The sequence below is a fragment of the Kutzneria sp. 744 genome, assembly GCF_000568255.1.
Taxonomy (GTDB): Bacteria; Actinomycetota; Actinomycetes; order Mycobacteriales; family Pseudonocardiaceae; genus Kutzneria.
Genome location: NZ_KK037166.1, coordinates 4,502,743 through 4,516,957, shown reverse-complemented (window position 1 = coordinate 4,516,957; position 14,215 = coordinate 4,502,743). Strand labels below are relative to the sequence as shown.

12 protein-coding genes are annotated in these 14,215 nt (G+C 69.1%); 7 read left to right on the top strand and 5 right to left on the bottom strand.

The window, feature by feature from the left end:
• Positions 1-92: 92 nt before the first annotated feature.
• Positions 93-2,318 carry an MMPL family transporter gene (locus tag KUTG_RS20295; protein WP_052395049.1) on the top strand — a complete coding sequence of 742 codons (2,226 nt, stop codon included), beginning with the start codon at positions 93-95 and terminating at the stop codon, positions 2,316-2,318.
• A gap of 130 nt (positions 2,319-2,448) precedes the next feature.
• On the opposite strand, the gene KUTG_RS20290 is transcribed toward KUTG_RS20295, so the two are convergent.
• From KUTG_RS20290 to KUTG_RS20270, 5 genes are all read right to left on the bottom strand, one after another.
• A complete protein-coding gene (locus KUTG_RS20290) occupies positions 2,449-3,048 on the bottom strand; it encodes a lamin tail domain-containing protein (RefSeq protein ID WP_084579564.1) in 600 nt (199 codons plus the stop codon).
• A gap of 225 nt (positions 3,049-3,273) precedes the next feature.
• Positions 3,274-3,651, bottom strand: coding sequence for a helix-turn-helix transcriptional regulator (locus KUTG_RS55365; RefSeq protein WP_232240872.1), 378 nt, complete (start codon positions 3,649-3,651; stop codon positions 3,274-3,276).
• 419 nt (positions 3,652-4,070) lie between these two features.
• The gene (wecB, locus tag KUTG_RS20280; protein ID WP_084579562.1) at positions 4,071-5,348 is read right to left on the bottom strand and encodes a non-hydrolyzing UDP-N-acetylglucosamine 2-epimerase; all 1,278 of its coding nucleotides are present in this window, start codon (positions 5,346-5,348) and stop codon (positions 4,071-4,073) included.
• Positions 5,349-5,407: 59 nt separating this feature from the next.
• Entirely contained in the window at positions 5,408-5,608 is a 201-nt protein-coding gene (locus KUTG_RS20275) for a hypothetical protein (protein ID WP_043718817.1), read from the bottom strand.
• A 41-nt stretch (positions 5,609-5,649) separates the two neighbouring features.
• Complete coding sequence (locus KUTG_RS20270) at positions 5,650-6,141, bottom strand: hypothetical protein (protein ID WP_043718816.1); 492 nt, start codon at positions 6,139-6,141, stop codon at positions 5,650-5,652.
• Between the two features lie 720 nt (positions 6,142-6,861).
• On the opposite strand from KUTG_RS20270, the gene KUTG_RS20265 reads away from it, so the two are divergent.
• The 6 genes from KUTG_RS20265 (at position 6,862) to KUTG_RS20240 (ending at position 13,920) form a co-directional block, all read left to right on the top strand.
• Positions 6,862-7,716 (top strand): helix-turn-helix domain-containing protein, encoded by an 855-nt coding sequence (locus KUTG_RS20265; protein ID WP_052396631.1) that lies wholly within the window; start codon positions 6,862-6,864, stop codon positions 7,714-7,716.
• Positions 7,717-7,923 carry a DUF397 domain-containing protein gene (locus KUTG_RS20260; protein WP_043718814.1) on the top strand — a complete coding sequence of 69 codons (207 nt, stop codon included), beginning with the start codon at positions 7,717-7,719 and terminating at the stop codon, positions 7,921-7,923.
• Positions 7,924-8,091: 168 nt separating this feature from the next.
• Positions 8,092-8,826 carry a phosphatase PAP2 family protein gene (locus tag KUTG_RS20255; RefSeq protein ID WP_043718812.1) on the top strand — a complete coding sequence of 245 codons (735 nt, stop codon included), beginning with the start codon at positions 8,092-8,094 and terminating at the stop codon, positions 8,824-8,826.
• A gap of 750 nt (positions 8,827-9,576) precedes the next feature.
• Entirely contained in the window at positions 9,577-11,229 is a 1,653-nt protein-coding gene (locus tag KUTG_RS20250; protein ID WP_232241465.1) for an asparagine synthase-related protein, read from the top strand.
• 311 nt (positions 11,230-11,540) lie between these two features.
• Positions 11,541-13,349 (top strand): asparagine synthase C-terminal domain-containing protein, encoded by a 1,809-nt coding sequence (locus tag KUTG_RS20245; RefSeq protein WP_157494667.1) that lies wholly within the window; start codon positions 11,541-11,543, stop codon positions 13,347-13,349.
• Positions 13,350-13,356: 7 nt separating this feature from the next.
• Positions 13,357-13,920, top strand: a complete 564-nt coding sequence (locus tag KUTG_RS20240) for a hypothetical protein (protein ID WP_043718808.1) — start codon at positions 13,357-13,359, stop codon at positions 13,918-13,920.
• Positions 13,921-14,215: the final 295 nt, after the last annotated feature.

Below are 14,215 nucleotides of genomic sequence, written 5' to 3'. Positions count from 1 at the left end.
CCGCATCGGACTCGTTCGGCGCGCCGCCGTCGGAACGAGCCGCGTTCTGGTCCCGTTCTTCGACACAACAGGTGAATAATGTGGTCAATCGCATGAACAAGACGATTCCTCGGCCCGCGACGACGTCCGCGGGCGGGAACAGGGTGCTGCGCCTGATTCTGCACCGACCGTGGGCGGTCATCGCGGCTGCGGTCCTGCTCACCGTGATCGCCGGTGTGCTCGGCGTGGGCGCCGTCGCACACCTCAAGGTGGGTGGGTACGACGTCGAGCAGTCCGAGTCGATCCGCGGCAGGGAGCTGCTGGCCGCGAAGTTCCCCAACAGCAACCCGAATCTCGTGGTGCTCGTGGACAAGCCCGGCGGCCGTGCCGACGATCCCGACGTGACGGCGGCCGGCCGATCACTGACCCGGCGGTTCGCGCTGGCCGCCGGGGTGATCCTCATCGGGTCCTATTGGGACACACCGGTCACCGAGCTGCGCGCCAAGGACGGCGAATCCGGGATGATCCTGCTGCGGGTGATCGGAAATGACGACCAGATGGCGAAGCGGGTCGAGCAACTGCACGACACACTGGGCGCCACCGAGGGCGTCCGGGTGCGCTTCGGCGGCCTGTTACAGGCGAACAACGACATGGACGCTCAGGCCAAGGCCGATCTCGCCACGTCGGAGACGGTGGTGATCCCGCTGACGCTCGGGTTGCTGCTGTTGGTGTTCGGCACCGTCGTCGCGGCCGGTGTTCCGTTGCTGATCGGCGTCTTCGCCATCGTCGGCACGCTGGGGATGTTGCGCGTGTTGAGCTTGCTCACCGACGTCTCGGTGTTCTCGGTCAACCTGGCCACCGCTCTCGGGCTCGGCCTGGCGGTCGACTACAGCCTGCTGTTCGTCTCGCGCTACCGCGACGAGCGCCGCAGGCGGCCCGACATCGCGGCCGCGCTCACCGTGACCATGCGCACCGCCGGCCGGACGATCCTGTTCAGTGCCGCGACGGTGGCCGTCGCGTTGTCCTGTCTGCTGGTGTTCGACCAGTACCTGTTGCGCTCGTTCGCCTACGCCGGCGTCGCCGTGGTCGGTGTGACGGTGCTCGGCGCCACGGTCGTGGTGCCGGCGCTGCTGGTGCTTCTCGGCGACCGCATCGAGAAGTGGCCGCTGCCCGGGCGTCGAATCCGGAGCGGACACGCGGTGGGCCGGTGGGGCCGCCTGGCCGCGGTCGTGCTGCGCTATCCCGTCGCGTCCGCCATGCCGGTGATCATGTTCTTGCTGGTGCTCGGTGCTCCGCTGCTCCACGCCCGGTTCGGTCTCGCCGACGAGCGGGTACTGCCTGCGCGGGCGGAGAGCAGGCAGGTCGCCGATCAGTTGCGCGAGCAGTTCCCGGCGACCAGCGACGGTTCCCTGTCCGTCGTGGCGGGGCAGTGGGGGGCGAGCCGCGACACGACCTACGAGCTGGCCGACTACGCGCAGCGGCTGTCCGGGGTTGCGGGGGTCCGCCGGGTGGACAGCGCCGCTGGTTCCTTCGCCCACGGCGCGCCGGTCGCGCGACTGGGCGCGGGCGGCACGCGGTTCCAGGTCGCGGACGCGACGTGGTTGTCGGTGATCACCGACGCCGAACCGTACTCGGTACGTGGGGCCGAGCTCGCCCGCGCCGTCCGAGCGCTGCCGGTGCCCGCCGGACGCACGGTGCTGGTGACCGGGCAGTCCGCCCAACTCGTCGACGTCACGGCGTCGGTCACCGACCGAGTGCTGCTCGCGTTCGCGCTGATCGCGCTGACATCGCTGTTCCTGCTCTTCCTGCTCACCGGCAGCGTCGTGCTGCCCTTGCAGGCACTGGTGCTGAACCTGCTGACGCTTGTCTCCGTGTTCGGTGCGATGGTGTGGGTGTTCCAGGACGGCCACCTGGAGACGCTGCTGGGGTTCACCCCGACCACGCAGTCCGTGGTGTTCCCGATCCTGGTCTTCTGCATCACCTTCGGGCTCTCGATGGACTACGAGGTGTTCGTGCTGGCCAGGATCACCGAGCAGCACAATGCCGGGTTGGCTCTGGGGCCCGCCGTGATCCAGGGGGTGTCCCACAGCGCGCGGGTGATCAGCGCGGCCGCGGCGGTGTTGTGCGTGTCGTTCCTCGGACTGCTGACGTCGAGCGTGTCGTTCATCCAGTTCATGGGACTGGGCGCCGGCATGGCCGTCCTGCTGGACGCGTACCTCGTGCGGCCGATCCTGGTGCCGGCCTTCATCGGACTGACGGGCCGGTGGACCTGGTGGGCGCCCGCGCCGCTGCGTGCGCTGCACCGCAGGTACGGGCTGAGCGAGAGCGGCCGGCCCTAAGCCGGCCAGCGACGACGGGGCCTACCGAGACGTCAAGTCTCGGTAGGCCCCTTGTTCGTGACAGCTTGTCGCTCGACCGCCGGTTCGGCCGGTCACCGCGCCGTGGCGGAGAAGGCTGTCAGATTCCGTTTCAGAAGAGCGTCACCGGGCTGGGCAGCCCCGGGGTCCGCGGTGCGATGTGGAAGTCGACGGCGTTGTTGTCGGTGTTGGTGAACCGCACGAGGGCCAGCGGCTGGTCGCTGGTCAGAGGGGTGGCCGGCGCCCTCATCACGAACGGCGACGACGCGATGGTGGCCATCGAGTCGACCGTGGCGTTGGACGGGGACAGCAGCGCGACGCCGACCCGGTCAGTGAGCGGGAGGGTGCCGGTGAAGTACTGGTCGACGACCGGGCCGCTGTAGCCCTGCGGGTTGGCGATCACGTACACCCGGCCCGGCTGCAGGATGGTGCCCTGGGGGATCGTGGCCACCTCGAAGATCTGGGACGGGCTGGGCGCGACCGCAATCTTGAATCCGCTCAGGTCCTGCGGGACCTGGCTGAGGTTCTTGATCTGGACGTACTGGTCGGCCGAGCCGTTGGGGCCGCGGGTGGCGAGCTGGTCGATCACGAAGGTGAAGGACTTCTGCACGCTCGCCACCGACTGCGGCGCTGCGGACGCGGTCGCGGCGCCGGTGATCAGCGAGAGCGCAGCGATACCCGCTGCTACGAGGGCCACGAGGGAACGCCTCATGAGTGTTGTCTCCTTCTTGGAATAGTAGTAAAGCGCTTGGTTTTGTCGGGAGGGCTGCCCAATCCGGTGGGTCGCGGTAAGCGTCGCGAATTCCCCTCCCGAACGATGTGCTGCCCCGCAGGGTTCGGAGGCTGTTTTCTGTGCAATGTGGCGTTGATGCGTCTGAAACCTGGCGAACCCTGCCGCAAAGCTTGCCGGGGGAAGGGCGTGCTGGAAAGAGGCCAACTATTTGGCCCCCGGTGCGCGGAATGTGTTGCGGTCGTGGTCGACGTTTATGGTGACCTCGTTCGAGGTCTGGCGCGGTATTGCTCCCGGTTCGGCGCTTCCACGGCCGGCCATGGGAAGCACGTCTGTAACCGATTTCACCGCCCGAAACCTCCTGGAGAAGGTCGCCGCGTATTCGAGGCGCTCCAACGAAAGCCCGAGGACCTCGCTGAGCCAGCGCAACCAGTGTCGGGTGGGGATGCGCTTGCCGCGTTCCCACCTGGACACCTCGGAGCGGGTCACGGTGTCCTGGCCCGACACCTCGGCCAGGGTCATGGCGAGGCCCGTCTGGCTCAGGCCGCGCTCCATCCTGGCGTGCTTGATCAGTTCGGAAATCAACTCAGGTATTGGCCGATCCTCCACTTCCGGTCTCCTGTCGCGATGATCCGATTATGTGCTCGCGGTGCGAGGCCGGGGATCGTGCTCGTGACTTCTTCCATGTGCCGTCGACACGCGGCATGTGCGAATTCTGGTATTCCGCACGAGGATGCGCCGTCCGGAGCATTCGTCATTCGCGGACAAACGGCCTCGGCGAACGCTGTGTCAAGGTAGCGCGCGTGATGACGATTTTCGCCTGCCGGCCGTGTGATGAGAGGAGCTAGCCCGGTTGCTCATGATCCCTAGACTGATCGAGCGATCATGGGACTATTGTCCGCGGCCGGCGCGCGGACGCCAGACTAGGCGCTGTGCGGACGTTCGCCAAGAACCCGGCCGACACGGGACAACGGGAGAGCTCACTTCTGAAATGGCCGCGGGCGTCAGGTCCTGGCCGCCGGCTGCGCCCAGACGCGCTCCGACGGCGTGTACCGCATCGTCGCGGGAGCGGACGGCGGCAGCTGCTCCAGCCCGAGCAGCCAGGCGATTCCGTGCTCGACCCGCGGTGCGGCGTAGCCGTCCCCGAACGGGTTGGCGGCGCCGGCGCCGCGCTCGGCGGGCTCGTCGAGGAAGCGCGAGGCCAGGTCCACGATCACCTGCGGGTCGGAGCCCACCAGCCGGGAGTCGCCGGTCTCCAGCGCCTCCAGCCGCTCGGTCAGGTCCCGCAGCACCAGCACGGGCACCCCGATGGTCGGCGCTTCCTCCTGCACGCCACCAGAATCGGACAGCACCAGTCGTGCGGTCGTGAGCAGCCGGCAGAACTCGTCGTAGGGCAGTGGCGCGGTGAAGTGCACTCGTTCGGCACCGAACAACCCGGTCATGAGCTGCTTGCGCACGGCGTCGTTGGGGTGGATCGGCAACACGATCTCCACGTCCTGGTGGCGCTCCAGCAGCGTGCGCAGCGCGCTCATGATCCGCGACAGCGGAGCGCCCAGGGACTCGGTGCGGTGCACGGTCACCAACACCAGCCGGGTCTGCCCGCTGCGCGCCCGCCATTCCACGGCCGCCAGGCGCGGATCGTGGTAGTTGACCGGCCGGCCGGCGACCCGCGTCAGCGCGTCCACGACGGTGTTGCCCACCACCAGCACGCCGGCGCCGGTGATGCCCTCCGCGTGCAGGTTGGCGGCGGCGCCCGCCGTCGGGGCCAGGTGCAGCGAACTGATGCGGTCGACCAGGCGTCGGGTGGCCTCCTCCGGGAACGGCGCGCGCAGATCGTGGGTGCGCAGGCCGGCTTCCAGATGGACGACGGGAATCCCGCGCCAGAATGCCGCGAGCGCGCCGGCCAGCGCGGTCGTGGTGTCGCCTTGGACCACGACCGTCGCTGGCCGGCGACGGGCGAAGTGCTCGTCCAGCAGCCGGGTGAGCGAGCCGAGCAATTCGGGTCGACCACCGCGTGGTTCGATCGGCAGCCGGATGTCCGGCCGCATCCCGAACACCTCCAGCGCCTGGTCGAACACGAGCTCCTGCTCGCCGGTGGCCACCATCAGGCAGCCCATTCGGCCCCGAGCGCGGATCGCCTCGGCGACCGGCGCGAGCTTGACGGCCTCCGCTCGGGTGCCACCGACGAGGTGCACCTCGGGAAGGTAGACACCACGGGGCAACAGCGCCGTGCTTGGCACCCAGCCGTTGTTGGATCCGTTGCTCCGGCTGGACTGATCCATGTACTGCCCCCACTGGGTGGTAAACGTTGGTTGAGCCGAATCGGCTTGCCGGTGGACGACTACGAGTGATGGCGAACGTGCTTCATGCGCCGTCGGTGCACCGAACCGGCGCCTTCGGGATGAGCCAGATCCAGCCGCCCGGCGGCGGGCGCACCCGCCGGGAGGCTCACGGTGCGCGCGCCTGCCGACCGTGTGGACCGCCCGGGCCAGTCCCGCACCGCCATCACGATGTCGGGGAACACGCTCAGCACGGTGAGCACCAGCTCGACCGCACATATGCAGTGAGCGCTACAGGCGCACGTCACGGTGCGCCGCCATCGGCGGCGACCGAGCGTATCGCCCCGATCACGCTGATCCAGGAGGGCAGTGGACGCCCCAGGATGGGACTGGTGGACCAGCGGACCTCGCCGCCGGGCAGCCGCGACGGCGGCAGCGGGACGAACTCGTCATGCGGCCAGAGCCGGACGCCGACGCGTCCGATGTCCGCCACCGCCTGCCGGGACAGGTTCTGCGCCGGACCGGTGAGGAACACCCAGTCCGGGAGCTGCTCCGGATCCTTCTTCGGCAGCAGCAGCACCGGTCCGGCGAGCAGACGGGTGCACAGCAGGCGCTGGGCCTGGACACCGAGCTCACCGCGGACGGTGATGGCGTCGACGCCCGCGCGCACGGCGAGCACGAGATCGCCTGTCTCCGGGGACACGCACACCGGCCAGTCGTAGAGCTGCTGGAATGCCTGCGCCCTTGCCGCCATCTGTTCGGGTGGGCGGTCCGCGGGCGCGACGACGTTCGGCACGATCGATCACCTGATTCGTTCTGCCACCGGAAATCGCGGTGGACGGATGGAGGCGCGGTGGGGCCGGGTGGAGAGGGGCGTACGGTTTCCGGCCCCACCGCGGTGTGCCGTGCGACGAGTAGGCGGCCTACCAGCCATGGGGCGGGCCCTGCGGCGCACGGCGTCTTGCGGGCGCCGACCGGGTCGGGCCGGCGCCGGTGGGGTGCGGTGAGGACGGGCACGGGGACGATCCGCCCCCACCGCAGCAGAGGGCCGGGTGGCGGTGGGCGCCGCGGCGGAGAACTGCCGCACCGCCACCCGGCGGGGCTGGCACTGAGTGAGGGCACGACAACGTGTTCCCAGTGCCAGTGACAGGAGCCGACAGCGCATACGGCGCGGAGGGCGTGACCGGTGATCCGCGGCGTCGCCCGGTTGCTTCCTCGAGCAGCCCATCCCGCTGACGGTCGACTCCTGAAATGATGCCCAGTGAATGAACACGGTTCACGTTCGGTCATCTCCTGGGCTGTACGTCTTGTATGGCTAGAGCCTGCCGTGTACGTACAGGCTTGTACATCGGCCATCGAGGTTTTCCGGCCGTTACGCCGAACGGCCTCTCCGCAAGAGAACACCTTCGGCGGAACCCGAGAGTTCGATCCAGCTTGTGTACTGGCCCCGCTCCAGCCCCATACTCCTGATAAGCGGGAGTCCTTGGGGGTCGTGTCGGCAATCTGAGGAGTGTCGATGGCCCTTGACTACAGTCCGACAGTCCGCCGCAGGCGTCTGGCGGCCGAGTTGCGGCGACTACGAGAGTTTTCCGGCATGAAGCTCGAGGACGTCGCCGCGTACCTCGACTGTCGGCATCCGAAAATTTCTCGCATTGAGAAGGGGAGGGGTGCGGTCAGCGTCGGTGACGTGCGTCTTATGCTGGATTTCTACGGTGTCACCGGGGTTGAGGCGGACCGCCTCATCCAGCTCGCCAGAGATTCCGGGAAGAAGAGCTGGTGGCATAGTTACAGTGACGTGCTCCCCGACTGGTTGGCCACCTACGTCGGGTTGGAGGCCGAGGCGGCGGAATGCCGAACATACGAAGGTGAGGTGGTCAACGGGCTGCTGCAAACACATGACTACGCGACCGCTGTCACACTGGCCACAGTGGACACGCCGTCCGCCGACGAGGTCGACAGGCGAGTGGAGCTTCGGCTGAAGCGGCAGCGCCGGCTGCATGACGAGCAGCCGCTCGAGCTGCATGTCGTGCACAGCGAGGCCGCTCTGCGCCGTCCCGTGGGCGGGCGGGCGGTGATGTCCGAGCAGTTGCGTCACCTCGCGCAGCTCGCCGAGTTGCCGAACGTGACGGTGCGGGCGCTGCCGATTTCCGCCGGAGCGCATCCGGCCATGCTCGGCCCTTTCGTCATGCTCCGGTTCCCGGAGGCGAGCGACCGAGATGTCGTCTATCTTGAAACCCAGGTCGGCAGTCTCTACCTGGAGAAGTTCGATGAGATCGCCGACTACTCGCGGGTGTTCGACCATCTGTGCCGCAAGGCGGTCGATCCGCGGGGAACGATCCACCTCATCCACCGAATCGCTAAGGAGCTGTAGTTGCACGATCTCGATCTGGCGGACCTGACCTGGCGCAAGAGCAGCCGGAGCGTCGGGCAAGGCGCGTGCGTTGAGATGGCGATATGCGTGGACCGCACCCTGGTGCGCGACTCCAAGAATCCGAGTGGACCGGTCCTGGTGTTCCGCCAGGGATCGGTGACGACGTTTCTTCGGGCGCTGAAGCAAGTCTGCCCCGAACGCGAGTGACGGTATGCGGCCACGTCGGTGGTTGGCCGCTAGCCGAATGGTCGACGCCCATTCGAGTGACGTGGCCCCGGTCACGTCCTCGTCGACCTAGTGTGAATTGTGCTCGCTGAAAATCTACGTCGCGACATGGATTTATTGGTTCCGATACGGCTGCGCTACCCCGCTGCGATGATCGCGCTGTTGTGCGTCATCATCGTGGCCGGGCTCGGTGCGTGGTTTCACCAAAGAAGTTCGCCCGCCGGCGTGGACAGGTTCGTCGCCCACTGGGTGCATCAGCTCGCCGGACAGCACGTCGGCCTGATGGAACAGGTGATCAGGATCGGTGATCCGCTGTCCGTCGCCGCGCTGGTCGTCGGCCTGGCACTGGGGACCGCCGCGCTGGGCCGTTGGCGGATGGTGCTGTTGGCCGTCGTCGGCCCGACCGCGGCGGTGCTCGTCACCGAACTTCTGCTCAAGCCGATGGTCGGGCGGACCCGTTACGGACAGCTGGCGTTCCCCAGCGGCCACACCACGGGCCCGGCCGCCGTGGCCACGGTCGTCCTCGTGCTGTTTCTCGGCGGCGCATGGCTGACCTCGCCCATGGTCAAGGCGATGCTTACCCTGCTCGGGTTCGGCGTGTCCGTGGCGGTCTCCGTCGCACTCGTGGGTCGGAACTGGCACTACGCCACGGACACGCTGGGCGGGATCTGTGTCGCCGTGGCGTCGGTGCTCGTCGTCGCGCTCGTGATCGACAAGTTCGGGGGCGGACCGTGCGGTCCGCTGGAGCGTGGCGGTCGCGGGTTGTCCCACGCGGCGGCCGTCCGGCCGGTGCGGGGTCTTGTGCCGGCCGAGCGACACGACCTCGGCCAGCACGAGATCGCCCGTGAGGGGCGCCGGGACCGGTGTGAGCCATCTCGCCGGTGACCGGGGTGACGTGTCCGAAACGGTGGCGCACGGGTGGCGTGAAAATTTCCTGCCCGGAGCCGGCTGTCGGCCGGATTAGTTCTCCCTTTTTAAGTTCATCGTTTCGGGGGCCAGCGATATGGCCCCTCCCGTGATGTTGGGGTCGTTGTTACCGTGTTGACCGCAATCTCTTGATAGATACAGACGTGGCGGCGCAACGCCGGGACGCGCAGATTTCGTCGATGTCTTTTAGTGCCCGCGGTCGCGGAGATTCACGAGGGAGTTGGTTCCGTTCATGCTCACACTGTCGCGAACTTCGCTCGTCGCCACCTCGCCGTTTCGGCGCGTCGACGAGCGTGGGAGGAGGCCGCGCCGAGCTGGGGCCGGATGCGCGGATGACCCGCCGGACGAGGTGAACCGTCGCTGCATGGTGTGGTCGTCCGCGTGCGCCCGAGGATCATGGCGGTGATTGCCGTCTGCGTCATCGGCGCCGCTTCGGGGCCAGCGAGGCGCGATTTCCGCGGCGGTGGTCTCCTCGATTCGCGCGGCCGCCGCCACTGTCTCACCCCCGCAACAAACGTTAGAATCTGACGCTGTCGAGGGACAATGCGATTTCCCATCCTGATGCCCGGGATACCGTGGTTCGTCGTTTTGCCGGACGCGCCCACGCGAGCCGAGGCCATTCTCGCACTGCTTCATCACGCGACCCGCTCGGTGGCCTATCCGTCGGGAAGACCGTGGCTGGTGGGCAGCTGGCCGGACGACCAGATCATGCTCCACGTGGCGGGCCGTTCGCGCGTCGCGCTGATCGGGCACACCGCGGTCTCGACGGACCACCTGGCCCGGCTGGTGGAACGGACCAGGGATGTGTCCGCGCTCGACACCGCGTTGGCGGACATGACGGGCAGCTGTCACGTGATCGCCGACCTGGGCGGCCGGCAGCGGGTGCAGGGCACGGCATCCGGCGTTCGGCGGGTGTTCCACGCAGAGCTGGACGGCCAACTGGTCGCGGCCGACCGCGCCGATGTTCTCGGCTGGCTCATCGACGCCGAGCTGAACCAGCACGCGGTTGCGTTGTCGCTGCTCGATCCGACGCGCCCGCACCCACTGGACGACGTGCCGATGTGGCAGGGCGTGACGGCGCTGCCCGCCGACCGTTTCCTGCTCGTCGAGGCCAGTGGACGCGCCAGCACGATCCGGTGGTGGCAGCCGCCGGCCCCGGTGCTGCCGTTGCGCGAGGGCGCCCGGCGCCTGGCGACGGCGCTGTCGGACGCCGTGCGATGCAGGCTCGGGGGCGCGGAAACGGTCAGCTGCGATCTGTCCGGCGGCCTGGACTCGACGGCGGTGACATTCCTGGCCGCACGTGGCCAGGGCAAGCTCATCGCCTACACCGCGAGCGCGCTCGACTCGTCGGACGACGACCTGGTCTGGGCCGACCGGACGATCGTCGAACTGCCGGGCGTGGTGCACGACGTGTTGCCACGCGACCAACTTCCCCTCGTCTACGACGGCGTCGCCGGTGCCGAGGACACGTTGGACGAGCCCTCCGTCGGCGTGATCGACCGGGCGAAGCTGTTGACCGGCTACCGGCGGATGGCCGCCGCTGGATCGCAGATGCACCTGACCGGTCACGGCGGCGACGAGGTTCTCGGAGGCGCGCCCAACCACCTGCACACAATGCTGCGCACCCACCCGCTGCGCGCGGTCGACATGTTCCGTGGATTTCGCGCCCGGACCCGCTGGCCCCTGCTGCCGAGCATGGTCACCGCGCTGCGCGCGCAGCCGTACGCGTCCTGGCTGAGCTCCTCGGGCTCCCAACTGACCGGCAGCGGCTCCCGGCTGCGCCTGATCGATCTGGAGTGGGACATCCCGCCGAGGCTGCCGCCGTGGGTGACGCCGGACGCCCGGGCGCTGATCCGGGAGAGCTTCGCCGCCCTCACGGGCTCGGCCGCTCCGCTGGCAAGCACTCGCGGGCGACACGCGGACCTTTCGGCGATCCGCGGCCGCGCCCGGCTCGTCCGTTCGCTCGCCCAGATGGTCGCTCCCACCGGGATGTCCATGGCCGCTCCGTTCCTCGACGACCGGGTGGTCGAGGCGTGCCAGTCGGTGAGGCCGCACGAGCGGGCCACGCCCTGGCGGCACAAGCCGCTGATCACGGAGGCGATGCGGGGCATCGTCCCGGCGCGGTTACAGGTCAGAAACGCCAAGGTGGACCGCTCCGCGGACGAGGAGGCCGGCATCCGGGCCAACCGCGGCCACCTGCTCGTGCTGTGCGAGGGCTCTCGCCTGGCCGACCTCGGGTTCGTCGACACCGGCCAACTGCGGGCCGCGTGCCGGTATTCGATCCCGCCGGACCGGTTGCACGAGCCGCTGCAGCAGACCGTGGCGTGCGAACTGTGGCTGCGGGCGTCGATCGCGGGCTGACCACGCTTGCCGGTCACCCGAGATCGACGTGAGCGGTGGGGGATCGGCCCGTTCGCGCGGCGTGGCCGATTCGCGTCGCTGGCCAGAGGTCGTCTGGGCGACCGGCCCGCTCAGGTCTGAGATGGCCTGAGGCGGGAGGTCCCGGGCATCCGTCGGGGGATGCCCGGGACCTCCCGGAGCGGGCGATACGCGGATGGACTCTCTGTCGTTGACGTCTTTCGATCGAACTAGGGGACGCAGTGTGCGCAACCAGGGACGTGTCACCGGACCGGCGCCTGCCCGTGGCGTGGCCCGGTGAGGGATGGTTCGTCGTGCTGCCTGACACCGAACGCGCCACCGTCGCGGCGGCCGCGGCCCCGACCCCGGCCACGCGGATCGACCACGTCTCGGGACGGCCGTGGCTGGTGGGTCGGTGGCCGGCCGGCGAGTTCCAGTTCGCTGAGGTCGGCACGACGCGGCTGGCCGTCGTGGGACACTGCCCGGTCGGTGGCGCCGAGCTTTCCCAGTGGGTCTCGCGGATCCGCGATGTCGCCGACGTCGACGCGGTCGCGGCCTCGCTTCCCGGCAGTTTCCACCTCATCGCGTCGGTGCGCGGCCGATTGCGTTTCCAGGGCAGCGTTTCCGGCCTGCGGCGAGTGTTCCACGCCCTGGTCGACGGCGTCACGGTGGCCACGGACCGGGGCGACGTGATGGCCCGGATGACCGGCGCCGCGGTGGACCGCAGGCGTCTGGCCGCGCGGTTGCTCGTGCCGAACGCGCCGTACCCGTTGGCGGACGGCGCGCTGTGGCAGGGAGTTTTCGCAGTCCCGGGGGACAGCTATCTGTGCGTGTCGGACACCGGCGCCGGCGAGGTGGTGCGATGGTGGGAGCCGCCGGAACCGAACCTCGGACTGCAATCGGGTGCGAGCGCGGTGCGGGTGGCGCTGGAGACCGCAGTGTGGGGCCGCGCCTACACGAAGCCAACGCTGAGTTGCGATCTCACCGGCGGCATCGACTCGGCCGCGATCTGCTACCTGGCCGCCGGCAGCGGCAGGCAACTCGCCGTCCTGATCGCCACCGGCGACAATGGTTCGCCCGCGGTGGAGCGCGCGGTGCGGGGACTTCCGCACGCTCGGCGGTTGGCGGTGTCGCCCGGGGAGGTACGGCCGCCATACGCGGACGTGGCCGTGCCCGGACCCACCTGGGACGAGCCGCTCACCGGTATCGAGAACCGGGCGAACATGCTTGCCGCAGCCCGCAAACTGGCGGCGGCGGGCTGCCAGACGCACCTTACCGACAGCGGCGCGTCCGAAGTGCTGCAAGGTGGTTCGGCCTACCTCTACGACCTCGCGCTGACCCGACCGCTGCTGGCGCTTTCCCATGCCCGCGGTCATCGGCAGGCGCAGCGCTGGTCGCGGAGGTCGGTCGCGCGGATCTGGACCGACCGGCGCGACTACGGTGGCTGGCTCGTCGACACGGGGCGTGCCCTCACCGCGTGCCCACCGGAGGGCGATCCCGCGCCGGCAGGCTGGGGATCCCCGTTCCGACTTCCCACATGGGCGACCGCTGACGCCGCGGACGCGGTGCGTGAGCTGATCGGGGAAGTGGCTGCGGACGTGCGTCCGCTGGCACGGACACGCGGCCAGCACGACGCGCTGTGGGCCGTCCGGCAGGTGGCCTACCGCGTGCGAGGCCTCGCCGGCCTGGTCGCGTCGGCCGACGTCGCGATCGCGGCCCCGTTCCTCGACGATCGAGTGGTGGAGGCGTGCCTGGCCGTCCGTCCGCACGAGCGCACGAGCCCCGGACGGGACAGGGCGCTGCTGGTCGAGGCGATGCGAGGCGTCGTCCCGGACGCAATCGTGCGCCGCCCGGTCGAGCCGCCGGCGTCGGCCCCGGAACCCGCCGCACCCGACCAGCGCCGTTCCGACCTCCTCGCGCTGTGCGAGGACTCCGCGCTGGCGCGGCTGGGGCTCGTCGACACCGATCAGCTGCGGTCGGCGTGCGCCCGGTTGCCGGAGTCCGACCCCGAGCGCGTCGCGCTGTCTCGAACGTTCGGCTGCGAACGGTGGCTGCGCGATCTGGCCAAGGCGGATCTGGGCAGCGCGGCGGATGCCGTCGAACCATCGGAAGCGAAGGAATGACCACATCGTGTCGCACCTGAACCTGCTCGCCCCATCGGACCGGCACCGCGCTGACCACGGCGACGATGACGAGCAGGAATCGCAGCCCGAGCGCGAGCCGGTCGACCCGGGCACGCCGGCGCCCTCAGTCATCGGCCGCGACCTGTCCGAGGCTTCCCGCGGTTGCGGTGGACGAGCTGCCGCGGCACCGGCGTCGGGCGTGCGCCGGCAGTGGGTCGCCGCCGGAGGCGCGCCGCTGGCCCGTGCCGCCACGCCGCTCGTCGACGAGCGGACCGCTTGTCTGGACGAATTCGGCGAAATGGTGCTGATGGACGCCATGCGGAAGGTCGCGCGGGAGTGTGCGCTTCTTGTCGCGGCCCACCACATGGCCGCGGTCCGGGCCGCTGACCGCGTCGTGGTGCTTGACGTCCGAAACATACTCGCCGATAGCCGGCGCGAGGATCTGGTGCACACGAATTCTTCCCCACCGGCGTTCACCATGGGTCGGCTCCATTCGCGCGCTGAGCTGCGAGAAACGGAACTCGGATCGAATGACTGTCACGCGATGTACGTCATCAACTACTTTGAGTAGCGATATGGGTTCGTTGTGTCCGTGATGTCCGGTTTATCGAACGCCTGCCGGCAAGAGGCGATGAGCGACTACCTGCCGTCACGTTGAGATGTGCAACTTGCGGCACTCGGGTGATGGTGGCTGCGCGACAGGTTGAACGGTGCCGGGCCACTCGGCGCGATCGACCGGCCGCTGTTATCGGACGGGTGAAGAATACCGTTCTTTGTAGGACACATAACGACTTGTGGCCATAATCGACCAGCGGTGGCGGGCCTGATCATCTTCGGTTACCCGATCCGGCCATCGTCAACGGTTC

Coding starts and splice junctions, on each gene's coding strand:
- KUTG_RS20295 (WP_052395049.1), top strand. CDS start 93: ATGAACAAGACGATTCCTCGGCCCGCGACGACGTCCGCGGGCGGGAAC.
- KUTG_RS20290 (WP_084579564.1), bottom strand. CDS start 3,048: ATGAGGCGTTCCCTCGTGGCCCTCGTAGCAGCGGGTATCGCTGCGCTC.
- wecB (WP_084579562.1), bottom strand. CDS start 5,348: ATGGATCAGTCCAGCCGGAGCAACGGATCCAACAACGGCTGGGTGCCA.
- KUTG_RS20265 (WP_052396631.1), top strand. CDS start 6,862: ATGGCCCTTGACTACAGTCCGACAGTCCGCCGCAGGCGTCTGGCGGCC.
- KUTG_RS20255 (WP_043718812.1), top strand. CDS start 8,092: ATGATCGCGCTGTTGTGCGTCATCATCGTGGCCGGGCTCGGTGCGTGG.
- KUTG_RS20250 (WP_232241465.1), top strand. CDS start 9,577: ATGCTCCACGTGGCGGGCCGTTCGCGCGTCGCGCTGATCGGGCACACC.